The sequence below is a fragment of the Photobacterium sanctipauli genome (assembly GCF_003026495.1).
GTDB lineage: Bacteria > Pseudomonadota > Gammaproteobacteria > Enterobacterales > Vibrionaceae > Photobacterium > Photobacterium sanctipauli.
This window is the reverse complement of the sequence record NZ_PYMA01000001.1, coordinates 51,183-74,741: the sequence shown is the minus strand read 5'-3', so window position 1 is coordinate 74,741 and position 23,559 is coordinate 51,183. Positions and strand designations below refer to the sequence as shown.

The 23,559-nt window shown below is 46.7% G+C and carries 21 protein-coding genes; 12 read left to right on the top strand and 9 right to left on the bottom strand.

What is annotated here, in order from left to right; all coding sequences use genetic code 11:
* Window positions 1-138: 138 nt before the first annotated feature.
* Genes C9I98_RS00325 through C9I98_RS00315 form a run of 3 tightly spaced genes read right to left on the bottom strand, consistent with a single transcriptional unit; the run spans window position 139 to window position 5,709 of the window.
* The gene (locus tag C9I98_RS00325) at window positions 139-3,267 is read right to left on the bottom strand and encodes an efflux RND transporter permease subunit (RefSeq protein WP_107271420.1); all 3,129 of its coding nucleotides are present in this window, start codon (window positions 3,265-3,267) and stop codon (window positions 139-141) included.
* Window positions 3,268-3,269: 2 nt separating this feature from the next.
* Complete coding sequence (locus C9I98_RS00320; protein ID WP_036821674.1) at window positions 3,270-4,325, bottom strand: efflux RND transporter periplasmic adaptor subunit; 1,056 nt, start codon at window positions 4,323-4,325, stop codon at window positions 3,270-3,272.
* Window positions 4,318-5,709, bottom strand: a complete 1,392-nt coding sequence (locus tag C9I98_RS00315) for a TolC family protein (protein WP_051902153.1) — start codon at window positions 5,707-5,709, stop codon at window positions 4,318-4,320. Before C9I98_RS00315 ends, C9I98_RS00320 begins: the two co-directional genes overlap by 8 nt.
* 254 nt (window positions 5,710-5,963) lie before the next feature.
* On the opposite strand from C9I98_RS00315, the gene C9I98_RS26760 reads away from it, so the two are divergent.
* Entirely contained in the window at window positions 5,964-6,536 is a 573-nt protein-coding gene (locus tag C9I98_RS26760) for a hypothetical protein (RefSeq protein WP_245907060.1), read from the top strand.
* A gap of 27 nt (window positions 6,537-6,563) precedes the next feature.
* Window positions 6,564-6,959 carry a helix-turn-helix domain-containing protein gene (locus C9I98_RS26755; RefSeq protein ID WP_245907059.1) on the top strand — a complete coding sequence of 132 codons (396 nt, stop codon included), beginning with the start codon at window positions 6,564-6,566 and terminating at the stop codon, window positions 6,957-6,959.
* Between the two features lie 156 nt (window positions 6,960-7,115).
* Here C9I98_RS26755 and C9I98_RS00305 read toward each other — a convergent pair whose 3' ends face one another.
* Window positions 7,116-7,664: a TetR/AcrR family transcriptional regulator gene (locus C9I98_RS00305; protein ID WP_036818338.1), complete on the bottom strand. Its 549-nt coding sequence runs from the start codon at window positions 7,662-7,664 to the stop codon at window positions 7,116-7,118.
* Window positions 7,665-7,887: 223 nt separating this feature from the next.
* Between C9I98_RS00305 and C9I98_RS00300 the strand changes: the two genes are divergently transcribed.
* Window positions 7,888-8,502 (top strand): hypothetical protein, encoded by a 615-nt coding sequence (locus C9I98_RS00300; protein WP_036818340.1) that lies wholly within the window; start codon window positions 7,888-7,890, stop codon window positions 8,500-8,502.
* A 121-nt stretch (window positions 8,503-8,623) separates the two neighbouring features.
* Window positions 8,624-9,733 (top strand): FAD-dependent monooxygenase, encoded by a 1,110-nt coding sequence (locus C9I98_RS00295; protein WP_036818342.1) that lies wholly within the window; start codon window positions 8,624-8,626, stop codon window positions 9,731-9,733.
* A 40-nt stretch (window positions 9,734-9,773) separates the two neighbouring features.
* Here the strand turns inward: C9I98_RS00295 and C9I98_RS00290 are convergent, their stop codons facing one another.
* Both C9I98_RS00290 and C9I98_RS26690 read right to left on the bottom strand, forming a co-directional pair.
* Window positions 9,774-10,259, bottom strand: a complete 486-nt coding sequence (locus C9I98_RS00290) for a GNAT family N-acetyltransferase (protein WP_211318297.1) — start codon at window positions 10,257-10,259, stop codon at window positions 9,774-9,776.
* Between the two features lie 9 nt (window positions 10,260-10,268).
* On the bottom strand, window positions 10,269-10,505 hold the full coding sequence (locus C9I98_RS26690; RefSeq protein WP_211318289.1) for a hypothetical protein: 237 nt from the start codon (window positions 10,503-10,505) through the stop codon (window positions 10,269-10,271).
* A 340-nt stretch (window positions 10,506-10,845) separates the two neighbouring features.
* On the opposite strand from C9I98_RS26690, the gene C9I98_RS00285 reads away from it, so the two are divergent.
* Entirely contained in the window at window positions 10,846-12,309 is a 1,464-nt protein-coding gene (locus tag C9I98_RS00285; RefSeq protein WP_158262645.1) for an EAL domain-containing protein, read from the top strand.
* A 103-nt stretch (window positions 12,310-12,412) separates the two neighbouring features.
* Here the strand turns inward: C9I98_RS00285 and C9I98_RS00280 are convergent, their stop codons facing one another.
* From C9I98_RS00280 to C9I98_RS26470, 3 genes are all read right to left on the bottom strand, one after another.
* Window positions 12,413-13,294 carry a LysR family transcriptional regulator gene (locus C9I98_RS00280; RefSeq protein WP_036818344.1) on the bottom strand — a complete coding sequence of 294 codons (882 nt, stop codon included), beginning with the start codon at window positions 13,292-13,294 and terminating at the stop codon, window positions 12,413-12,415.
* 89 nt (window positions 13,295-13,383) lie between these two features.
* Window positions 13,384-14,826, bottom strand: coding sequence for a sugar porter family MFS transporter (locus tag C9I98_RS00275; protein WP_107271419.1), 1,443 nt, complete (start codon window positions 14,824-14,826; stop codon window positions 13,384-13,386).
* Window positions 14,827-14,958: 132 nt separating this feature from the next.
* A complete protein-coding gene (locus tag C9I98_RS26470) occupies window positions 14,959-15,108 on the bottom strand; it encodes a hypothetical protein (RefSeq protein ID WP_158262644.1) in 150 nt (49 codons plus the stop codon).
* Window positions 15,109-15,396: 288 nt separating this feature from the next.
* Here C9I98_RS26470 and iolE point away from each other — a divergent pair, with 288 nt between their 5' ends.
* The 7 genes from iolE (at window position 15,397) to C9I98_RS00240 (ending at window position 23,394) form a co-directional block, all read left to right on the top strand.
* Complete coding sequence (gene iolE, locus C9I98_RS00270) at window positions 15,397-16,290, top strand: myo-inosose-2 dehydratase (RefSeq protein ID WP_036817279.1); 894 nt, start codon at window positions 15,397-15,399, stop codon at window positions 16,288-16,290.
* A 114-nt stretch (window positions 16,291-16,404) separates the two neighbouring features.
* Window positions 16,405-18,276: a 3D-(3,5/4)-trihydroxycyclohexane-1,2-dione acylhydrolase (decyclizing) gene (iolD, locus tag C9I98_RS00265; RefSeq protein WP_036817282.1), complete on the top strand. Its 1,872-nt coding sequence runs from the start codon at window positions 16,405-16,407 to the stop codon at window positions 18,274-18,276.
* 111 nt (window positions 18,277-18,387) lie between these two features.
* Window positions 18,388-19,563 (top strand): Gfo/Idh/MocA family protein, encoded by a 1,176-nt coding sequence (locus tag C9I98_RS00260; RefSeq protein WP_036817284.1) that lies wholly within the window; start codon window positions 18,388-18,390, stop codon window positions 19,561-19,563.
* A 12-nt stretch (window positions 19,564-19,575) separates the two neighbouring features.
* Window positions 19,576-20,571: a 5-dehydro-2-deoxygluconokinase gene (gene iolC / locus C9I98_RS00255; protein WP_036817287.1), complete on the top strand. Its 996-nt coding sequence runs from the start codon at window positions 19,576-19,578 to the stop codon at window positions 20,569-20,571.
* 199 nt (window positions 20,572-20,770) lie between these two features.
* Complete coding sequence (locus C9I98_RS00250) at window positions 20,771-21,640, top strand: 5-deoxy-glucuronate isomerase (protein ID WP_036817289.1); 870 nt, start codon at window positions 20,771-20,773, stop codon at window positions 21,638-21,640.
* A gap of 16 nt (window positions 21,641-21,656) precedes the next feature.
* Window positions 21,657-22,484 carry a class II fructose-bisphosphate aldolase gene (locus C9I98_RS00245; protein ID WP_036817291.1) on the top strand — a complete coding sequence of 276 codons (828 nt, stop codon included), beginning with the start codon at window positions 21,657-21,659 and terminating at the stop codon, window positions 22,482-22,484.
* Between the two features lie 76 nt (window positions 22,485-22,560).
* The gene (locus C9I98_RS00240; RefSeq protein WP_036817293.1) at window positions 22,561-23,394 is read left to right on the top strand and encodes a MurR/RpiR family transcriptional regulator; all 834 of its coding nucleotides are present in this window, start codon (window positions 22,561-22,563) and stop codon (window positions 23,392-23,394) included.
* The last annotated feature ends 165 nt before the right edge of the window (window positions 23,395-23,559 follow it).

The window sequence follows — 23,559 nt, the reverse complement described above, 5'->3', positions numbered from 1 at the left end:
AATATAAAAAAGCCACCCCAAAAAAGGGAGTGGCTTTTTATTTTAGTGGCTGTATATAACCTTAATGAATTTATTATTTAGCTTAACGTTAGCTGAATATTAATTCGGTTGTTTTTATCACCATTGTGATGAGTTTATTTAGTCTAGGCAAATTTCACGCGGTTTATCACCATTCACTTTTTCGCGAATTCGTTGGAATAACGCGTAGAAGCCCGGAGTGATAACGGTACCCAGCACAAGCACACATAAAATACCGCCAAGTAGGGTTAACCCCGTACCTGTTTGGGCAACCGAGCCAGGACCAGACGCAAACGCAAGTGGCACGATACCTAGAATGAAAGACCAAGACGTCATGTTAACCGCACGGAAACGCATGGTACCGCCTTTCTCTGCAGCTTCTTCAATCGATAGCCCTTTCTCTTCACGTTGCATTTTGGCAAATTCAACAATTAGGATCGCGTTCTTCGCGCCAATGGTGATCAGTAGGATCAAACCAATTTGGCCGTAAAGCGTCATCGCCAGGCCTGTTGATACCAGAGCAATGTAAGCACCTAATGCTGCTGTTGGCGCTGCAATAATGATGGCAGCAGGCAATGCCCATGACTCGTATTGTGCCACTAGGAATAAGTAGATAAAGATCATTGCAAACGCAAAGGCATAAACAATGGCGTTACCTGCCAGTTTTTCTTGCAGTGCCATGGTTGTCCACTCGTAGCTGTAGCCAGTCGACAGCGTTTCGGCTGAGATTGCTTCAACGGCTGCCATTGCCTGACCAGACGAGTAACCAGGAGCAGGTGCAATGAAGATCTTCACCGCTGATAGCATGTTGTACTTAGAGGTAACATCGGCTTCAAGGCGCGTCTCCACATCAACAACAGCCGACAATGGCAACATTTCACCAGAGGCTGACTTCACATGAATATTTGTCAGATCGCTAACATCAACACGCTGTTCTGCTTTGGCTTGCAGGGTTACGTAGAAAGTGTTGCCCCAAAGGGAGAAATCACCACCACGGGAGGTTGCAAGGTAAGTCATGATGGTGTCGTTAATAGCCGTTACCGATACACCGTATTGGCGGGCTTTTTCACGATCCACATCAATGAAGTAATGCGGTACGTTGGCACGGAATAGGGTGTACGCCGCTGCAATTTCAGGTGCGGCATTCAGTTCTGCAATCAGGTTGTTTGCTGATTGTGCGAGTTCGGTTTGTGGGACACCGGTGCTGTTTTGCAGCATGTATTCTAGGTTGGTGCCTGAACCAATCCCCGAAATTGCTGGTGGTGCAATGGTCATTGCAATACCTTCAACAATACCGCTCAATGCTGCGTTCAAACGTTTTTGAACAGCAAATACCGTGTTGTCACCTTCTAACTCTTTACGCTCTTCCCAAGGCTTCAATGCAATAAACATTGTTGCGTTGTTTGGTTGGATTGAAAGCGTGATTGCACTAAAGCCACTGGCACCACCCACAAGCTCGACTGCTGGATCTGACGAGATGATTTCAACGGCTTGGTCAACAACAGCATCCGTACGGTTAAGAGAAGCGCCGTCTGGTAACTGGACCAACGCCAGCATAGCGCCTTTATCTTCAGGCTCTACGAAGGCATTTGGCACATAGCTGTTGAGAACATAAGTTGCTGCAATTGTACCGCCGAAAATAATCAGCAGAACCGAGGTTTTGCGAACAACCAGGCTGACGGCCTTACCGTATGCATGGGTGACTTTATCTAACCCGCGGTTGAAGGCGATGAACCATTTAGCAGGTTTTTCAACTTTCATTACCAGCGAACAGATTGCCGGAGAAAGGGTTAAGGCGTTAATGGCAGAGATGATCAGCGAGATACACAGCGTAATACTGAACTGTGAGAACATCACACCCGTAATACCTGGCAATAAGCTAATCGGCACGAATACCGCCAGCATGACCAAGGTAGACGCCACGATAGGCCCCGTCACTTCTTGCATTGCAATGTAAGTGGCCTTTGGCGCCGAAAACTCAGGGTTTTCCTTCATGACACGTTCAACGTTTTCGATAACCAAAATGGCGTTATCGACCACGATTCTGATGGCGAGGATCATACCAAACATGGTGATGGTATTGATGGTGAAGCCAAAGGCGTCCATGAAGAAGAAAGAGCCAACAAGCGATACAGGAATTGCAACCGCTGGTGCAATGGTCGCACGGATACTACCCAGGAACAGGTAAGTCACTAGGATAACCAGAATAACCGCAATGATCAGGGTTTCTGTTACTGTCGAAATAGAATCAGACACGAACTCGGTGATGTCAAACGGGTAAGCAAAAGCAACATCTTCAGGCAGTTGCAGCGATGATAATAGTGCTTTAACCGCTTGGCCTGTCTCTAGTGCGTTGGCGCCAGGGGCAAGGGAAATCGTCATCAGTGCTGCCGGTTGGCCGTTCAACATAGTGGTTGTTTCGTAACGGTTATCACCCAGCTCGATATCAGCAATATCACGAAGGTAGATATTGGATCCATCTGCTTCAGTGCGAACAACGATATTGTTGAAATCTTCAACTGTTTCCAGACGACCTTGGCTTAACAGTGGGATTTGCAACATGCTGTGTTCGTTTAGCGGACCAGCGCCTAGTTTACCCACGGGGAATTGACTATTTTGGTCGGCAATCGCTTGGCGTACTTCAGCTGGCGTGATGTTCAATGCTGTCATTTGATCGACATCCAGCCAAACACGCATCGCGTACTCGGTACCCAGTGGTGTCATATCACCCACACCATCGATACGCGACAAGCGATCTACCATATTGAGCGTCATCCAGTTATCAAGGTACTGGCGGTCATAGGTTTGCTCTGGCGAATACAACGCAATTGCCATTAGGGTATCAGACGATGCTTTCTTAACACGTACACCCAGGTTGTTAACGATTGGCGGAAGTGCGGGTAGGGCTGCTGCCACACGGTTCTGAACGTTAACCTGAGCCAAATCAGGATCGGTACCAATTTCAAACGTCACTTTAAGGATGTAGGTACCATCGTTGGCGGAACGCGAATCCATGTAGAGCATGCCATCGACACCATTGACTTCTTTTTCAATCGGTGCGGCAATCACTTGCTCGATGGTTTCAGCACTGGCACCAGGATATAACCCCACAGCGTTAATGACTGGAGGGGTGATTTCCGGGTATTCGGAAATAGGCATAAGTTTAATTGCTATGGCACCAATCAAGGTCAGCACAATAGAAATCACCAATGCAAATTTAGGTCTATAAATGAAAAATCGGCTTAACATGCTTACTTCTCTTTTTGCACGTGAACAAATGCGTTAGGACGAACACGCATCAGTCCATCGGTAATTACTTGGTTGCCATCCTCAATGCCTTCAGTCACAAATACACGGCCTTGATCGCGCTGTGTGATTTTAATGTCACGACGAAGGGCGGTGCTGTTGTGTTCGTTGATTACATAGACATATTGGATTGTGAGATCCTGAACCAAGGCCGATTCTGGAATCCAAAATCCTTGCTGTGGTTCGGCATGTTCGACGGTAACGTGGGTAACTTTATGTGGTTTGAAGTCATATTCACTATTATCAAAGCTTGCCGAGATCTGAATCGTGCCCGCAGTTGGGTTCACCTTGTTGGCGACATAGTTAACTTGCGTTGGCGTATTGGTGTCTCGTAGACGTACGCTCTGACTTTCAGGATTATTCAAGCCATACGCTTTGTAAGCGTTGTAATCCATATTGAACGTTACGTTCATTGGCGAAAGTTGAACAATATCCGTCAAGGCACCAGTGGCAGGTGAAACCAAATCACCTTCGGAGAAACGTGCTTTGCCTAACTTGCCATCATAGGGGGCAACAACCACCGTTGAAGCCAGATCGTAGGCTGCTTTTTCAACATTCACTTCAGCTGCACTCAGGGCCGCTTTAGCTGAATCTAGTTGGGACTGAGCAAGCTCTAAATCTGACTGCGTTGAGCCACCTGGCCCTTGCAGTTGTACAACACGATCGTAGTGAAGCTCTGCACTTCTATGGCCTGCCTTGGCTTGGTTGACATTGGCTTGTGCAAGATTATGGTTGTGACGGTAAATCGTATCATCAAGCTTAAATAGCACATCGCCTTTGGCAACCAAGGCGCCATCTTCTGCTTTTTGTTTAACAATATAGCCTGTCACCCGCGGTGTAATTTGGGTGTGGGCTTGAGGTTCAAACTTGGCCACATAGTTTCTTGTTGGGTTAACACTTGTTAATTGGGCCTCGATAGCATTTACCGCAACACCTTGTGCACTAACTGCGCCTGATACTGCCATTGCGATAATGCACAATGCGTGGACTTTTTTAGCCATTTGTTACCTCGTTGACTTTTGTATTTTGAATTGTTTTTGTATTTACAATACTGGCGTTCAGCGCAGTGATGTCTTGCTCAGAAATTTCACCAGCTAAGAATTTGATGAGTAGGGCACTTTCAATAAAGGTGAAGTAAGCGTTGAACAGCTCAGACTCTGATGCGTAGTAATCACGGGTCGCATCCAGCACTTCACTCATGTTTCTTGCGCCAAGCTCGTACCCACGCTGAACTGAAACCAACGCTTTGCTCTGGGAGCTCACGGTTTTTTCAAACGCATCGATTTGCATCTTGGCTGATTCCGCTTGCCTTACTGCAAACCTGACGTTTTGGTAGGTTTGGCGTCGGGACTCTTCTTGGATTTGATAAGCAATATCCAATTCGGTGTTGGCAATATCAACGAAGGCAGAAAGGGTAGAGCCGCTGTAGATTGGCACATTCATGACCAAGGCCACTTCACCAGAAGTCAGGCTTTCATTTGCTTCAATAGGCAAACCTGTTGCTGTCGATTCAACATCGCCGTTAAAACGCTGGTTTAGCCTTGCAACCAAAGAAAGCTGCGGCTTGTGACCGGCTTGGGCGCGGGTGACTTCTAGCTTGGATTTTTCAATCGTAATACCCGCAAGTTGGATATCGCGGTTGTTTTTCATCGCGGCATCTAGCCAAGAAGCACCCGTATTTGAAACAGGGAGTTGTGGCGAGAAACTATTTACCTTTAACGGCTGAACCTTCGCAAACTCATGGCCAGACAGGGTTTGCAGCGAATCTAACGATAATTGGTATGCCGTTTCTGCATTGATAACAGCCACTTCCGACTGATCACGGCGAGCTTGGGCTTGCAGCAAGTCTATCTCAGAAGAAATACCGGCTTTGTTGCGGCGCTGCGTGATCTCGAGGTACTCGATAAGTGCTTTTTCATTCGCCTTGGCATTATCTAATAATGACTTGGTACTCAGGACATCAAAATAGGCTTTGGTGGTGCGGTAAATAAGTGCCTCATGTGCTTTGGTAACAAGTACCGAGGCGCTTTCGTTATTTTTATCCGCAATAGCAATACCAGCTTGGACCGCCGGCGTATAGATCGCTTGTCGTAGATTAATGCCAACATTCCCCATGGTGCCGCTACCGCCATAAGTTGATTCAATCTCATCTGAATCAAAGAAAGCGGTGGCATTAAAGTAGGCGTTGATCTGGGGAAGCAGCTGACCTTTTTGACCATCAATCGCATAGCCTGATTGCTGTTCGGTGAGAACGGCAATATTGAGTAGCGAGTCATTCTGCAGTGCTAATTGGTAGAGGTTCTCGAGATCTGTACTTTCATACTGTTGGGCGTTAACGCCCAAAGAAAGCACACCGAGAAGTAGTGTACATAATTGTTTATTCATTTCGTGCTGCCAAGTAAAGAGAACACATTTATTTAATGTAAGTAACATCAATGTTTTATTTTGCCGAGCTTCCTTGCTTTAGCGGCAGCAAGGTTAAAACAACGCGTTTTCTGGGGTAGGTCACTTGGCGACATCAGATAGGTCAGTTGGCGACATAAGAGCAGGATTATGAGCTTAAACAAGCTGTGGGTGAGGTACTCGATTAATATATAATCTCTATATATAAGAAAGTATGCATAGCACGACCAAATAATATGAAATCTACATCCTCTACGACTGATATTCTCTTATCCTCTGCTGGCAACATACGGCCATATATTGAGTATTGTGAAAAAAATGGTTTGGACTGGAAGGGCGTTGCCGCTGAGTGCAACTTACCGGTTGAGGTAATGATCAAGCAGCATTGGCTACCGACTAAGGATCTGATGCTTTTTCTATATGGGTTAGAGCGTCGGTATGGTTATCTTGTTGGTATTGAAATTGGCAGGTTCGTGACAATTCGTCAGTTATCACCAGAGTTTGATAAAAAGAGCCTAAGCTGCCAATCCTTGGCTGAGGGGGTGCAGTTACTGTCTAGCGAAATTACCAAGCTAAGTAACCATGTCATAATTTGGACGGAATGGATTGATGGCCAATGGTGGTTATGCCACCGCAGTGCTTATCGCGAACAAACGCCAGGCTTTGAGCAAGCAGAGTGGTTTCGAACGCTAACCATGGTGAATTTTTGCCGTCGATTTATCGAAGGTTTTTGGCAGCCGGAAAAGGCCAAGTTAGTTTCAACCGATGCGAATGCCAATAAATTACCTGAAAGTTTTAGAAAAACGTAGATTGAGTTTGGTCAATCTTTCGGTGCGATGACGGTGCCACTACCCAATGACTTTCACCAAATTCCTGAGCAGGCATTGAAAGTCAATTGGCATGAGTCGGTGAATAGCTTAATTCAAACCTATGCACCACTGCCGTGGTTTAACATCGAGTGGTTTGCCCAACTATTAGGTATGACATCTCGCACGTTGCAAAGAAACTTAATTGCAGAGGGAATGACCTTTCGGGAAATGCACGATGCTGCAAGGCGTGACTTAGCGATTGAATTATTAAAGGAGCCAGAATTGAGTGCTCAAGAAGTTGCTTGGCGGGTAGGTTACGACGACTTGAGTAATTTCAACCGTGCATTTAAGAAATGGACTGGGTACACCGCACCAGCTTATCGGAAATATATGAAAGACTTAGAAGATAGTCAGTCGCAATAATATACTCAGGTCATGATGCCTTGATAGAAAAAGCATAAGAAGTGACGGGAGGTACTTAACTACCTCCTGCCATAGAATTCAATCTGCTATGTTCTTTAGCCAAAACAGAATTCAACCTAAAATAGTATTCAATCTGTAATAGCATTTGATTTCTAACTAGGTGTTAGGATCGCTTGGCAGTGACGTGATCCAAGCGGCGACTTCATCAATTTCTGTCTGGTTGCCATCAAACAATCTCATCAATAACCCACCAAGCATGAGTGCATAAGCCTGATTTGCACTGCTATCACCCACACTGTTTTTTAGTTCGTTTAGATACTGCTGGTTTGCCAATTTCATTAGTGGATCGCTGGCGATATCACTGGTTGTTTTTCCACGAATGTAATCCAGCAGTAGCAGCATTTCTCCCTGAAACCGTTGGTACAGCGTATCTAGCATAGCTTTGACTGATTCATCTTTCGTTACAGGCACTTGTGTGTCTTCTGACGTGCCGTAAATACCACGAGGTTGGGTGATGAGAGCAGTAGAGGCGGCAAAAAGCTCCTGCTTGCTTGGAAAGTAGTGGTACAGGGCGCTTTTGGAGACACCGATAGCATCTGCGATACCTCGCATGCCTAAACCATGGTAGCCATGTTCAATAAACACATCGATGGCTTTAGTTGCCAGTTCTTGTCGGTATGCATCATGGTCAATGATCTTTGGCATTTGCTTCTCCTATTTTAGACCGATCGGACTATATGCAAGTTGGCCGTGCATGTCTAGCTTGATTTTATTTTAGACCGTTCGGTCTAAAAAGGATTAACGGCTCAGGATTTGCTGATCTATATTGTTTTAGACCAAGTGGTCCAAAAAAGATGTTTTACACCTAATCTCAATTTTCAAGGCGGGAGGGTGTATGGCTTCAAAAGTAGACATGTAGGATGAAACAATGAAATTAAGTGACAATATGATGAAAGATGCCCCTATCGATTGGCGTTGTGAGGGGAAGTTCAACTTCACAACTGGCTATGGTGCGACCCGAGCAGAAAGTATGCTGGCAAACTATGCGGCATTTTTAGCGCCGGCACTGATGTACTTCCTTTCTTGGCATAGCCTTGACTGGAGCCTATTGCAGTTAGTGGTAGCAAGTGTCCTTGTGCTTGATATGGTGGGTGGGGTTATCACTAACTCATTGGGTTCAATGAAGCGATTCTTGCATTCTAACCAAGCTATGGAATTAACATGGCTGGCAAAGCTCGTTAGAAGTAAGTTTTTGTTTCCTTTGATCCATATTCAAATTTTCGCCGCACCGCTCTGCTTTGATGTGGCCTGGAGTTACGCATTCTTTTGGTACAGCATAATGATGGTGTCGATAGTCGTTATTCATTTCTTGCCGCTGTATCTGCACCGCCCAGTCGCGCTGTTGATTGTGATGCTTTCTTTGATGGTGGGGCAAGTCGTCTTTACTGCGCCTGTTGGGCTTGAATGGTTGGCACCGATTTACATGATTAAATTAGTGTTATCACACGGTGTACGAGAAGAACCGTACCGCCCACTGTCTTGATAGAGAACAGATTGTCACTGCTTCATAGCGATCTTTGACCAGAAAATCATACCTTAGTGTATTAAACTGTCTAACTTACTGTTACCTTAGCGCAAAATACTAATAACACTTGGTGAAGGTAATGGATAAGAAGTCGCTCAATGTGGCCATTGTTGGCGCTGGACTGAATGGTTTAGCGCTAGCATTGTCACTTAGGATGTTTGGCATTGAAGCTACAGTATATGAAAAGTCTGACAAGCCCCGTATTGACGGTACAGGCATCATTATGTGGCCCGAGGGAATGCAGGTACTCGCAGCACTGACTGATGCTGCGAAGGTGAAGGCGATTGGTAATACCGTCGATGTCATTACCACGGCGACTTTTACTTCTGAAGTGCTTAACCAGCTCTCTATGCGAGAGGCGGGCAGTAAAGTCAATGCCGAGATTGGCTTATTCCATCGCAGCGATCTGTATCAATTATTATTAAATGCCTATGGCGAAAGCAATATTCGTACAGAGCAGCATTGTACTGTTGAAAATGACACGGTACTGATTAACGGGAAGCCGCTCGAGGCAGACGTTATTGTGGGTGTCGATGGTGTGTTTTCTCAGGTCAGGAAGTTTGTAGCCCCAGAGGTGAATCTGCGCCAACCTAACGTGTATTGTTGTCGCGGCATCGTGGATTATGAACACCCTGGTATCAGTGATGAAGCATGTTACGTGTTTGCTGGATTACATTCACGTATCGTTACTTATACCTATGATAGGGCAACGCACGGCAAATACTGGTTTGCGGCATGCGCTGTTGAGCCAGGTGAAAAGCTAGATAAGGCGTCTATACTAGCTAAGTTCAATGGTTACTCACCGTATTTGCTTGAAATGATTAAGCAAACGCCTGAAGAACAAATCATGCCTTCACCATTAGTCGATGTCGCACCTTTCGATAATTGGTCACGTGATAATGTCGTACTGCTAGGCGATGCTTGTTGTGCAGTGCTACCCACGATGGGAATTGGCTTTAGTCTAGGCATCGAAAACGCGTTTATTCTTGCCCAAAGCTTGGCATCTAATTTCTATGATGTACCTGCCGCGTTTGCACGCTACCAGCACCGCGCCCAGCAGCGTTCCCATGAGTTGCAGAACATTACCCATCGCCTAAGTGAACTTACCTACAGCGAAATATTCAACCCCGTTGAGGTGGCAGAGCTTTACCAGCGATTTACTGAAGTGAATAGCCGTTCGCCATTTTAATTTAAACAAACAGGCTCTATGACTAAATAGAGCCTGTTGTTCATGTCATGGCATCTGTAATGACTTGTGCGGTGAGATCACTGAGGCGCAGTTTCTGCTTTCCATTTTGATCAAAATTATCGCTGGATAACCATCTCTGGTGTGCTTGAGAGATTGACTGCCAATCCTTATCTATGATGGCGTACCAAGAGGTATCGCGATTGCGTCCGTTATAAACGATAGCTTGTCGAAATAGCCCCTCGAAACTAAACCCTAAGCGCTCTGCTGCGCGGCGCGAGGGGGCATTGAGTGAATCGCACTTCCATTCGCAGCGCCGATAGCCGAGACCTTCAAAGGCATGCTTGATTAACAAATGCATGGTTTCGGTGGCGATAGGGGTTTGCTTCAGCAAAGGTGAAAAGATGAGGTTGCCGACTTCTATTACGCCATTTTTAGGATCGATGCGCATGTAAGAAACCACGCCAATCGCTTTATTACTGGCGGGGTCAATAATGGCGAAAAATACAGGGTCATGTTTATTCTCGATACTCTCTAGCTACTGGTTAAAGTCTGCTTGGTTATCAAACGGTCCCATGAACAGATAAGTCCAAGTGCGGTTATCGGTATCGAGTTGGAATGCCTCGAAGAGATCATCGCCATGCTGGCGGCAACTTAGCGGCTCAAGCCGGCAATATTGGCCGTCTATAGTTAATGCAGCAGGGGGCTGTGCGCCATGCCATTCAGGCATGGGATAGCCGACAGCTTGGTCGAGGTGGTTATACGTCACAGTCATGGTTTACTCACTAAAAAAATAGCCAACTGCTATAGTGCGCTAAGTCTTGGGATTAAGTGCTCGTTACTATCACAAAATTGGAATTTTCTTTTGTCCGCAATAAGTTAATTCATGCTTCGTGAAGCATCTGTAAAAAATGCAATCATATCTGTACAGGTGATACTAGTTAGACCAGCATAAAAGGCGTGAATGGTATGGCTGATTGCAGTAATATGCTGCGCTTCACCAGCAAGTGCGCGATAGAACAATGCGGAAAACACCCATTTACTTAAAAAAATACCAACTACTGATTGTAATGTGGGTACTCGCGTCCTTCCTTTTCTTCCCATTGGTTTTTATTGTGTTAGATAACGGGTGGGGCAATCACAAACATACCTTGATTGAACAGCTAGACAGCCTAAGTGATGGCTTTAACCATGATATCGAAATCAGTTTGGTCGCGTTGAATTCAATGTATCCGAAAGGGCTGGATTGTAATGAAAAGCTGATTCACCAAATGAAGAAGTTTGATTATCACGCCAAGTTTCTTACCACTATCGGCTATGTTCGGGATGGTAATATAACTTGTACTTCAGATAGTGGAAAACTTCAGACGCCAATGAAGGTTGAGCCAGCCAGCTGGGTGACGGCAGATGATGTGACGGTGACTTTACAGCAGCCGATCCCGCTATTTGATGGTGAAGAGAAAGGGATAACGGTACAAGCTGGCCCTTTCATCGCGTTTCTCGATTATCAACAGGCTCAAAGCCGCCCGGCAATACCATGGCTAAAATACCGAACCTTTGGCCTTGTCGATGGCAAAATCACTTATAACTACGGCACCATTGAATATAAGCCTGAACACCCGTTCGAGCTCGTAACCGGTAAACGGTGGTTTGAAGATGGTTACTGGAATTACCTAGATTGCACTCGCCCATCGGAATGTAAAGTCATTGGCGTGAATGTGCTTAGTTACTTTAAAACAGAGCCTGCTGCGGTTATTTTTCTTTCGTCTTTTTTCGTGATTTTCTTCTGGTTGTTTACCCAGCTGGGCTTACGCCTGCATCAATCTATGTATAGCCTTTCGCGGCAAGTGTTTTACGGCATCAATGGCAAGCAGCTGCAGGTGAGGTACCAGCCGATTATTGACTTGGACACTCAGCAAATGGCGGGTGCTGAGGCGTTGTGCCGATGGAAAACCATTAATGGTCGCTACATCTCTACCTGCCAGTTTGTTCAGCAAGTTGAAAAAAATAACCAAACCATCGAGCTGACCGAAGCGGTGATCAAAACAGTGATCAAGGATTTGACGGAAAACGGCTTACTCGGGCGATACCGCATTTCAATTAATGCTTTTCCGGATGACATTGCTTCTGGTCGTATCTTGCAGGTGTTTAAACAGCATTTGTCGCTTTGCCACTTTTCTACCTTTACCATCGAATTGACTGAGCAGAAAATTAACGATTTGCCTGCGTTGAGCGAAGGGGTGAGGCAGTTGCGTACCCTAGGGTTTAAAGTTGCCATTGATGATTTTGGCACTGGATTTTCTAATTTTGATGGGCTGCGTGAATTAAAAATCGATGCTTTAAAGATTGATAAAAGTTTTATCTGGCAGGCTGAACAAGAGTCACTGGGCCAAAAGCTCGTTGAGCACATTGTAAGTATTGCGAAGGTACTGAAATTGGCGATTGTGGCTGAAGGGGTAGAAACCAGCGAACAGCTTAATTTTGTCAGTAGTTTAGGGGTAGATTATAGCCAAGGGTTTTATCACAGTCGCCCGGTTGATATCAAAGCGTTGGCGAAATGGTCGCCAACAAAGCAGTAGGGTTATAGACCGTGGCTGTGGAGCAGGCATTGTAGGTATATCACTGCTTTGCTGGCATGAATGCTATTCAGGTTCCAGGTTCCAGGTTCCAGGTTTCGGCTATCTAGTTCAGTAAGAATGCCTTGAAGTGGCTGGCAACCGCTGACGCCTTGGCTGGCGGGTGGTAATAGAGGTTAAGGCTCCAAATGCTGGTTTCATAATCGTCCAGAAGTGACACCAACTCCCCCGATGATAAATATTTTTCAACGATGAAACTCGGCAGGTAGGCTATACCTGCGCCATTAAGGGCGGCTTGTAACAACAGGTCGCTGTCATTGACCTCCAGCGACTTCGGCACTTTGACCATCTGGGTTTCACCCTGCTTTTTGAAAATCCAATCATTGCTGCCGGTGAGGGTAGTAGCGAATAGGCATTGATGACGGGCAACTTCGTTCGGCAGTGTTGGGGCTGGGTTTCTGGCTAAATAATCAGGCGAGGCCACCGTGATAAATGGGCTTTGCATCAGCTCCCGACGTACAAGGTGAAGATCTTTTTCTCGGTAGCCTTGGTAGCAGGCGTTGGCACTGATCACCAAGTCTGCATCGCTGGCGTGATCAAGCGCCCAAGGCGTCACATTCACATTGAAAGTCACTTCTGGGTGGTCAATTAAGTAATTGCTTATTTTGTCCATCAAGTAGTTATTGGCGTATACAGGCGTACATGCAATGTTGATGTGGCCTTTATCGTGCTCTTGGTAATCTTGCATGGTGCGGCATAGCTGCTCGGCGTTATCGACCAGCGGTGAAAATTCGTCAACCAACTTTTGACCTGCAGGTGTTGCAGTTAGCAAGCGATTGGTGCGGCGACATAGGGTAATACCAAAGCTCTGTTCAAGATCCTGCAACCAGCGACTACCTGCCGATACAGAAATATTGAACTTACGTGCCGCAGCTGAAATAGAGCCAGTGCGGATGACATACACAAAGAAGGCCATTTTATCGAGCATTATTTATTCCTGATGGTCAAAAGTTCCTGATAATGCAAAAGCAGGCTTCCTTATTAATTAAAGAAAGCCTGCTGTTTTAGTTATTTAAATTAAGCGGTGGCTGCTGCAGTTTTAGCAGGTACCTTTTTGCCCAATTTCTTAGCCATCGCTTCTTCCATCTTCTCAAGGCTAACACCTTTTGTTTCAGGAACGTATTTCACTACCACGAACATACAGATTAGCGATAGGGCTGCAAATAGCCAGAAGCTGAATGCGCCGTTGAAGTGCTCTTTTAGGAAGGCGTTTTCGTTTAGCATCGGGAAGGACTGCGTGACGATAAAGCCAGTGAACCACTGAGCACCAACCGCGATTGCCATTGCACGAGAGCGGATGCTGTTCGGGAAGATTTCAGAAATCATCGTCCAACATGCACAGCCCCAAGATGTTGCGTAGGAAACAACATATAGACACAGAGCGAATAGCGCAGCATAGCCTTCAGTACCGGTGTACAGCACATAGCCCACAACAGTCATACCTACCGCACAGCCAAACGTACCGTATTTCATCAGTGGTAGGCGGCCAACTTTATCAATCAGGTACATACCTAGTGCGTTACCTAGGATAAATACGATACCGACGAATGTGGTCTGGAATAGGGCGTTTTCTGTACTACCTGTAATAGGCTTCAAGATTTCAGGTGTGTAGTACATGATAACGTTGATACCGGTTAGCTGCTGGGCGGCGGCAACAAAGGTACCAATGACTAGGATTGCGAACAGAAGCGGTGAACGTAGGCTAACTTTGCTCTTACCTGCAGAGCGTGAGTCAACCAGCGAGTCTTGGATTTCACCAATCAGGCGATCGGCGTGTTCTGGGTTAGAAATGCGAGATAGCGTCTCTTTTGCTTTGCCCAGTTGGCCTTTAAGTACCAGCCAGCGTGGCGACTCAGGGATCAAGAACAGTAGCATTGCAAATAGCGCGGCAGGAATGACTTCTGAGCCAAGCATCCAACGCCAACCTAAATCAACCAACCAAGCTTCTGACATACCCTTAGCAATCAGGTAGTTAACATAAAATACACCGGTCTGGCCGATAACAGCAGATTGCTGGAACATACTGACGGCACGACCACGGAAGTCTTTTGGTGCAACTTCCGACATGTACATAGGCGAAACAACACAGGCCAGACCAACTGCGACACCACCGACAATGCGAAGTAATACGTAGAAGGTAAAGGTTTCAGCCAGTGCAGAGCCGATAGCGGAAATAATAAAGAGGATTGCTGCAATGAAGAGGGTTTTGCGTCGGCCGTATTGAAGCGCTGCCCAACCAGCACTTACTGCACCGATAATACTACCAAGTACCACACTTGATACTGCCCAGCCGGTTTGTGCCGGGGTGAGTCCGAAGTGCTCTCTAATTGGTCCGATAGCGCCTGAAATAACCGCGGTATCGTAACCTAATAAAATCCCCCCTAGTGCGGCAATACAACAAATTCGTACGATGTAGGCAATATTATGTTTATGGGACACAGTCCCTGAAGTGGGTGACATGTTCTACTCCTTGTTGAGATTCCCGTCTCGTACTCAACCATCGAATAAGTTTGAGTTGGGTAGTCGTCCGATACTACTAGTACTGTAGGGTATATGTATCGGTTATCGTTTTCCGCCTATTATGTTTAATAGTTATATTATGCTTTGGAAATTTTTTTCCATTTGGCGGTGATTCAAATCATATGCTTTCAATTCCTGTCCGGCTACACCTGAAAAAGCCTTTTCGTCAGAAATGTTATCCAGCTCAAATTGCGAAAAATATTTTTCAAATTGATTTTTCACTATAAGCCATTGTTTTTAATTGATTAAAATATTTGTGATCTTGCTCATAAAATGCCTGCAGGCCGCATTCTTACTGGCTTTTTTCAACTGCGAGCATAAAAATGAAAAACACGTTTATCGTTCGAAAAATATTTTTCATTTCGTTTTTTTCGTTTATAGTGATTTCCAGTGAAGCAAATGGTGATGATTGAAAAATAAATTTCATGGATTTGAATACAGCATAGTTTTACGGACTGTCCTCAATCACATCAAACCGGAATTTAATAATCACAAAGTTGGAGAACAAACATGAGCAACGTTCAATATGGAATCAGCCCGCTTACTTGGACTAATGACGATATGCCAGAACTCGGTGGCGAAATCCCATTGGAGACATGTTTGAGTGAGATGGCAGAAGCTGGTTTCACTGGTACTGAGCTTGGTACTAAATACCCACGCGAGCCAGAGGTACTTATTCCTCTACTAAAAGAGCACGGTTTGGTTCTAGCTTCTGGCTGGTACAGCGGCAACCTAATGACGCTATCAGCTGAAGAAGAAATTGCAGCAATGCAGGAACATATCAAGCTACTTAAGGCTGCAGGTTGTAACGCAATGGTATTTGGTGAAGTGAGCAACACGGTTCACGGCGATATCAACACACCACTTTCTCAGCGTGTCATCCTAAGCATGGACGAGTGGAAGGTGTACTGTGAAAAGCTAACCACTGTGGCTGAGTACCTACTGAACGAGCACGGCATCAAGCTTTCATTCCACCACCACGTTGGCACCATCTGTGAAACAGAAGATGACATCAACCTAATGATGGAACTGACTGGCGATGCTGTTCACCTAACGCTAGACACTGGCCACATCACTTACGGTGGTGGTAACCCAGTCACCATGATCAAGCGCTGGGGCCACCGTATCGGCCACATGCACTTTAAAGATCTACGTCTAGACGTAATGAAGGCGGCTCGCGATGCAGACAAATCATTCCTTAACGCAGTTCTTGATGGTGTATTCACCGTTCCTGGTACTGGCGATGTTGATTACGACGACGTATTCGCTGCACTGAAAGAGCGTGACTACAAAGGTTGGCTACTGGTTGAAGCTGAGCAGGATCCTGCAAAAGCGCACCCACTAACTTACGCAAAAACTGCCTACGAAAACATCACAGGTTACGCCACTAAATACGGCCTGTAATAAGGACACCCCGGGGGCGCCAGCCCCCCTATAACACCACGGCTGCACGGGGTAGGGGACAACGTGCAGTCGGTGCTGGGACGCCCGCTTGGGTACTGAATATTGAGGAAGACAATGAATACTGTACGCCTGACTGTTGCTGAAGCACTAGCAAAATACCTTGCAGCACAAATGATTGAAATTGATGGAAAGAAAGAGCAGCTATTTGGTAGTGCCTTTGCCATCTTTGGTCACGGTAATGTGACGTGTTTTGGCCAGCAACTGAAAAACATTGAAGATAAAATTCCAACTTGGCGTGGTCAGAACGAACAGTCGATGGCGACAGCAGCCATTGCTTATGCCAAGGCAAATCAGCGTCGTCGTATTGGTATTGCAACCAGCTCAATTGGCCCAGGTGCAACCAACATGGTAACGGCTGCAGGCATTGCGCACACCAACCGTTTACCACTACTACTTATTGCTGGTGACGCTTACGTTAGCCGTCTACCGGATCCAGTTTTACAGCAGCCGGAGAACTTTGAAGATCCGTCTGTAACTTCAAATGATGCATTTAAGCCGTTAACGCGCTACTGGGACCGTGTACTGTCACCATCTCAGTTAATGCATACGCTGCCTCAAGCACTAGATACCATGCTTGACCCGGCAACTTGTGGCCCAGTATTCCTTGGCCTGCCGCAAGACATCCAAGGTGTGGCTTACGACTTCCCAGAGGTATTCTTCGAAGAAAAAGTACACCGTATTCGCCGCCCAGAGCCTGAAATGATCGTACTGGAAGAAGCGAAAGACATCCTGATCAAAGCGAAAAAGCCGCTGATCATCTCTGGTGGTGGTGTTCATTACTCGCTAGCAACAGACGAGCTTGCTCAGTTCGCAGCGAAGCACAATATCCCAGTTGTTGAGACCATTGCTGGTCGTGCAACCATGCTACAAGACAACCCGCTAAATGCTGGCCCTATCGGTGTAACGGGTTCTAACTCTGCAAATTACCTAGCCAATGATGCCGATGTGGTACTGGCTATTGGTACTCGCTTGCAAGACTTCACCACAGGTTCATGGTCGGTATTTAAGAACCCTGAAATGAAGCTTATTAGCATCAACGTCGCGAAATTCGACGCCGTTAAGCACATGTCTTACCCAGTATTGGGTGATGCGAAAAGTTGTATGACCAAGCTGTCAGGCATTCTTGGTGACTGGCGCTCGGGAGATGACTGGTCAGGCCGTGCTAAAACACTGGCTGATGAGTGGAAAGCTTTGGTTCATCGCCGTACAAACCCGCAAGAAGGCGAGCTGCTACCTGGTATGTCTTCATACGCAGAAGTGATTGGCAAGCTAAATAAGTCAATGGAAGAAGGCGATACCGTACTGACAGCAGCAGGCGGCCTACCGGCTGAGCTATCAATGAACTGGCAGAACTACCAAATCGGTAAGTTCGATATCGACTTTGGTTACTCTTGCATGGGCTACGAGATTGCGGGTGGCTGGGGCGCGAAGATTGCCAACCCAGACAACGATGTGGTTGTCCTTGTTGGTGACGGTTCATACCTAATCCAGAACTCAGATATCTACTCTTCTGTACTAACAGGCCACAAGATGATTGTGGTGGTGTGTGACAACGGCGGTTTCGCGGTTATCAACAAACTACAGAACAACACAGGTAATGAGTCTTTCAACAACCTGCTTGAAGATTGCCGCCGCCCAGATGGCGAGCTAGCTCGCGTTGACTTTGCTAAGCATGCAGAAGCACAAGGCGCGATTTCAGAAAAACTGACGTCAATCGATGAGTTTGACGCTGCCTTTGCCCGCGCGAAAGAAGCTGACCGTACTTATGTAATCGTGGTTGATATCGACCCTGTGTCACCTGCGGCATGGTCTAAGTGTGATTGCTGGTGGGAAGTTGGTCTGCCTGAGGTCACTCGCAACGACCACACAGCCCAGAAAGTGGCTGAGTGGGAAGAAGGCCGAGCAACACAGCGTCGTGGCGTGTAACCCATCTTAGTGAATAAGAATCTCTGTAAACAAGAACACATTATTTCCAATATCTGAAACGCAGGTATCTCTCGTAATAAGCGGTGGGGATACCTGACAAGGAGTAAAGCTATGTTTAATGAAGAACGTCATTTTGAGCAGCCGATTCGTTGGGCAATGGTAGGTGGTGGCCGTGGTAGTCAGATTGGTTACTCGCACCGTAATGCTGCACAGCGTGATGGTCTGTTTAAATTGGTAGCTGGTGCATTCGACCTTGATCCTGAGCGTTGCCGTGATTTCGGTATCAACTTGGGCCTTGAAGGCGACCGTTGCTACGCCAACTACAAAGAGATGTTCGAGAAAGAAGCACAGCGTGAAGACGGTATTCAGGCAGTGTCTATCGCAACACCAAACTCTACTCACTACGAAATCTGCAAAGCGGCACTAGAAGCAAGCCTACATGTGGTCTGTGAAAAACCAATCACTTTCACCACCGAAGAAGCAGAAGAGCTAAAAGCTATTGCTGCGAAGAACAACCGTGTTATCGGCGTGATGTACGGCTACACCGGCTTCCCAATGGTGCAGCAGGCACGTGAAATGGTTCAGCGTGGCGACCTGGGTGAAATTCGTGTCATTAACATGCAGTTTGCTCACGGTTTCCACAACGAAGAATACGAGCTAAACGATCCAGGTCTGAAGTGGCGTGTAAGCCCAGAAGTTTCTGGCCCAACTTACGTACTGGGTGATATCGGTACTCACGCATTCTACCTATGTGAAGTTATGACTGGCCTTGAAGTTGACCGCCTGTCTTGTATGCGCCAGAGCTTCATTAAGTCTCGTGCACCGCTAGAAGATAACGCGCACGTGATGATGGAATTCAAGGGGGGTGCCGTAGGTACTCTATGGGCATCAGCAGTTAACTCAGGCTCGATGCACCAGCAGAAGATCCGCATCGTTGGCTCTAAAGCGTCAATCGAATGGTGGGATGAGCAGCCAAACCAACTACGTTACGAAGTTCAGGGCGAACCAGCACGCGTACTTGAGCGTGGTATGGGTTACCTACACCAAGATGCTGCAGGCGTTGCCTCTAACCGCGTTGGTGGTGGCCATGCTGAGGGTTACTTCGAGTCTTGGGCAAACTTATACCACCGCTTTGCGCTTGCGTTCGATGCGGCTGACCGTGACGACCAAGAAGCGCTAGCAGGTATCTGGTTCCCAGGTATCGATGCGGGTATCGAAGGCGTACGCCTATGTGAGAAGTGCGTTGAGTCAGCAGACCAAAACGCAGCTTGGGTTGAATACAAGTAATAGGAACGGACCATGACAAAGATTGCACTTCAGCAAGACCGTAAGCTGGATGCCATCGTGTTGGGACGTGCGGGCGTAGATCTTTACGCCCGTGAATCAAACACGGATATGGCAGATATTTCAGGCTTCAACAAGTTCGTCGGCGGCTCGGCAGCCAACATCGCAGTGGCAGTGAGCAAATTAGGCGGCAAGGTCGGATTTATAGGTTGTGTCGCTGATGATGCATTCGGCGGCTATGTGAAGCAGTACATGTCAGGCCAAGGTATCAACCTTGACGGCATGATGACAGACGACTCGGGCTCTCGCACTTCTGTCGCGTTTACCGAGATGAAGCCAAGCGACTGTACAGTGTTGATTTACCGCAACAAAGCGTCTGACTTGACCATCAAGCCAGAGCAAGTAGACCCAGAGTACATCGCAAGTTCGAAAGTATTAGTCGTAACCGGCACCGCGCTTTCTGAAAGCCCGAGCCGTGAAGCAACCCTAATCGCAATGGAACATGCGCGTCGCAGCAACACGCTAGTTGTATTGGATGTGGACTACCGCCCATATTCATGGCGTACCGATGTGGATGCATCTATCTACTACGGCATCGCAGCAGGGTTATCAGACATCGTTATCGGTAACCGCGAAGAGTTCGACATGATGGAAACCGTGTTGGCGCCGGGCAATAAAGATGACGATGCCACTGCCGAGCGCTTCCTGCGAGCAAACACCCAGGTTGTTGTGATTAAAGCGGGTGAGTATGGCTCTAAGGTTTACTGCCGCGACGGTTACAAGTTTGAACAAGGTATCTTCCGGGTTGAAGTCCAGAAGCCATTTGGCTCAGGTGACTCGTTTGCTGGTGGCCTGATTTGGACACTAGTAAACGGTGGTGAACTGGAAGACGGCGTGAAGCACGGTACTGCAGCTGCGGCGATTAACGTAAGCGGCAATAGCTGTACAGAAGCAATGCCAACCAAAGAACAACTGTTTGACTTTATTGAGACCAGAGAAAAAAACCTGTAATGGTCGCCATTTCGCGGCGAGACAAGGGTAATTAAGGTCAGCCGGGTCGGTGCCCATGGCTCAATCAGTCTGCCACAGGTACAAACCATCGAGACCCGGCTTTTTTATTTCAAAAAGCATCGAATAAACATAACTGTAAGAATAATAACGCTGAACTGAATGTCGCTAAGAAAAAGCAGGGCAGTGAGGAGAGAGAATCATGGGTAAGCATATCCCACCATTTGATAATAAAAACCAGCCAATCATTGATGTGAACGATGAAGTAACACCACTATGTTATTTCAACCAAGTTCGCCTAGCACAGGGTGAGTCGCATCAGCATGTTGTAGAAGGCTATGAGTCAGTTATTGTGCTAGCCGGCGGTACTTGTTCAATCACAGTCACTAACGGTGAAAAAACAGAAGTTTTCGACAACATTGGTAAGCGTAAATCAGTATGGGACGGCAACCCAGAAGCGGTGTATGTGCCACTGGGCTACAAAGCTGAAATCGAATGTGTGAGTGAAAATGCCGATGTCATGATTGCCGGTGGTAAGTTCGAAGAGTCGCTAGAACCATTCTGCGTACGAGAAGAGAACGTCGATATTGTTCAGTACGGTTCTGATGACACCAAAACACACCGTAAGATCAAGCACGTACTTGGCCAATCTAATGCCGATAACCGTGGCCGCCTGTTGGTCAGCGAACTGTTCACCGTTGGTGCGGGTGGTTGGTCTGGTTTCCCTCCTCACAAGCACGATGAAGACCGTGTTAAGCCTGACGGTAGCAAAGAAACGCTATACGAAGAGGTTTACCAGTTCCGCTTCAACCCTGATTTCGGTTTCGGCGCTCAGTTCTTGTATGAGCATGAAGACGACTTCGGCCCTGTATACCACGTACGTACCGGCTCTGTGATTGCCATTGATAAAGGTTACCACCCAAGCGTTGCTGCTCCGGGTTACGAGATGTACTACTTCACCATCATTGTGGGGAAAACAGAGAAGTCACTGATTCAGCACTTCGACCCGCATCATGAGTACCAAGTAGAAACTATTCCTGGCATCAAGGACATGATCGCCAAATTCAAATAACACGGAGGGCAATAATATGCTCGTAAACTTAAATGATTTATTGCCGCACGCAGCAGCGTCAGATTACTCAGTCCCATGTTTCAATGTATTTGGCTATGAAGATGCACGCGCAGTAGTTGAAGCGGCTGAGGAAGTGAATAAGCCAGTTATTTTGGCCTGTAACAAAGACGTTGTTGATTTCTACGGGGTAGAAACGGCCGCTGCAATGTTCCTAACCTTGGCGAAAAATAGCTCAGTTCCGGTCTGTTTGCATCTGGATCATACATACGAAGAAGAGATCGTATTCCGCGCATTGAAAGCTGGCTTTAGCTCGGTTATGTTCGACGGATCTCAGCTACCGCTGGAAGAGAACATTGCGCGAACTCGAAAAGTGGCGGATGTCGCCCACGCACTAGGCGCGTCGGTTGAAGGTGAAATTGGTTCTGTCCCTTATGATGAAGGTCGTGACCACATTAAGACCATTGACACTAGCCCTGCTGATGCAGCGCGCTTTGCTGAAGAAAGTGGTGCCGATTGTGTGGCAATCTCAGTGGGTAACGTACACCGTTTAACTGAACCAACTTGTACGATCAACTTTGGTTTGCTGGATAAAATCGCGAACGAAGTATCTATTCCATTGGTGATTCACGGTACAAGCGGCATTCGTGATGAAGATATGCAGGTGCTAAAACGTACCCGTGTCTCTAAATTCAACATTGGTACCTGCTTGCGTCAGGCGCTAGGTCACAACCTGCGCGACTTTATGAACGAAGAGCCGAACAAGTTCGACCGTATTTACTTCATGAAGAAGGCGATGCCGTTTGTGAAGGAAGAAGCGATACGCAACTTTAAGCTACTATCGTGAAAAAAACATACCCCAGCTTAATTCAGGCTGGGGTATAATTTATTGTTATTATTGCATTCTAGGAGGTCGGCGAAGTATGGAAGTTGCAGAACACGTACCTGCTGATTTAGACACATTACGAGAACTGATTGTTAAGCGGTACGATACACTAAGTGGCCGACTACAGCAGGTTGCTGACTTCGTAATGGCTCAGCCTATGCTCGTGGCTGTTGAAACGATGGCAACTATTGCTGAGCAAGCCAATGTGCCACTTTCAACATTAAGCCGCTTTTCTAATGCGATGGGTTTTTCTGGTTTCAGCTCTATGCAGGCGCTGTTCCGTGACCAATACCTGAACCGCCCTCGTGATTATAAAGAGCGAGTAAGAAAAGCGCGTGAGGGTGAAGAAGTTCGCCCCGAGTCGCCAACGGCTATTTTTGAAGATTTTGGTACAGCCAATGTCGATGCGCTAGAGCAATTGCAAATGCGGGTATCGCCGCAGAAGCTTGAACGTGCTGTTGCCTTGATGGATGCGGCAGACACGATTTATATCCAAGGCATGCGCCGTGCTTACCCTGTTGCCTTCTATATGTGGTATGCCTTGATGAAGTCAGATAATAACGTGGTGTTGCTCGATGACCACGGTGGTATGCTGACACCGATGACACGTCGAATGAATAAGAATGACGTATTGTTCACCGTCACTTTTGCACCTTATGCGCCTGAAACCAGTGAGTTGATTGAATCGGCTTACGAAAAAGGGGTACCAGTGGTGGCGATTACAGATAACCAGATGACCGCCCATGGCAGCAAAATGGACGTGTGCTTCGAAGTGCAAGAAGGCGAAATTATGGGCTTCCGCTCATTGAGCTGCTCGATGTACTTAGCTCAAACCTTGGCAGTCAGTTTGATGTGTCGTGAAACCGAATAGTGCTATCTGGCCTGATTAATTTAGGCTCCTTAGCAAACTCAGACTACATAAAACTGGCTTCGGCCAGTTTTTTTATGTGTGTCATCTTTATTCCATTAGTCGAAATGTCGGTAAATGACATTTATTCACCATTTCGCCTTCGGCTAGGATATAATGACTTATTAA

Coding starts and splice junctions, on each gene's coding strand:
- C9I98_RS00325 (WP_107271420.1), bottom strand. CDS start 3,267: ATGTTAAGCCGATTTTTCATTTATAGACCTAAATTTGCATTGGTGATT.
- C9I98_RS00320 (WP_036821674.1), bottom strand. CDS start 4,325: ATGGCTAAAAAAGTCCACGCATTGTGCATTATCGCAATGGCAGTATCA.
- C9I98_RS00315 (WP_051902153.1), bottom strand. CDS start 5,709: ATGAATAAACAATTATGTACACTACTTCTCGGTGTGCTTTCTTTGGGC.
- C9I98_RS26760 (WP_245907060.1), top strand. CDS start 5,964: ATGAAATCTACATCCTCTACGACTGATATTCTCTTATCCTCTGCTGGC.
- C9I98_RS26755 (WP_245907059.1), top strand. CDS start 6,564: ATGACGGTGCCACTACCCAATGACTTTCACCAAATTCCTGAGCAGGCA.
- C9I98_RS00305 (WP_036818338.1), bottom strand. CDS start 7,664: ATGCCAAAGATCATTGACCATGATGCATACCGACAAGAACTGGCAACT.
- C9I98_RS00300 (WP_036818340.1), top strand. CDS start 7,888: ATGAAATTAAGTGACAATATGATGAAAGATGCCCCTATCGATTGGCGT.
- C9I98_RS00295 (WP_036818342.1), top strand. CDS start 8,624: ATGGATAAGAAGTCGCTCAATGTGGCCATTGTTGGCGCTGGACTGAAT.
- C9I98_RS26690 (WP_211318289.1), bottom strand. CDS start 10,505: ATGACTGTGACGTATAACCACCTCGACCAAGCTGTCGGCTATCCCATG.
- C9I98_RS00280 (WP_036818344.1), bottom strand. CDS start 13,294: ATGCTCGATAAAATGGCCTTCTTTGTGTATGTCATCCGCACTGGCTCT.
- C9I98_RS00275 (WP_107271419.1), bottom strand. CDS start 14,826: ATGTCACCCACTTCAGGGACTGTGTCCCATAAACATAATATTGCCTAC.
- iolE (WP_036817279.1), top strand. CDS start 15,397: ATGAGCAACGTTCAATATGGAATCAGCCCGCTTACTTGGACTAATGAC.
- iolD (WP_036817282.1), top strand. CDS start 16,405: ATGAATACTGTACGCCTGACTGTTGCTGAAGCACTAGCAAAATACCTT.
- C9I98_RS00260 (WP_036817284.1), top strand. CDS start 18,388: ATGTTTAATGAAGAACGTCATTTTGAGCAGCCGATTCGTTGGGCAATG.
- iolC (WP_036817287.1), top strand. CDS start 19,576: ATGACAAAGATTGCACTTCAGCAAGACCGTAAGCTGGATGCCATCGTG.
- C9I98_RS00250 (WP_036817289.1), top strand. CDS start 20,771: ATGGGTAAGCATATCCCACCATTTGATAATAAAAACCAGCCAATCATT.
- C9I98_RS00245 (WP_036817291.1), top strand. CDS start 21,657: ATGCTCGTAAACTTAAATGATTTATTGCCGCACGCAGCAGCGTCAGAT.
- C9I98_RS00240 (WP_036817293.1), top strand. CDS start 22,561: ATGGAAGTTGCAGAACACGTACCTGCTGATTTAGACACATTACGAGAA.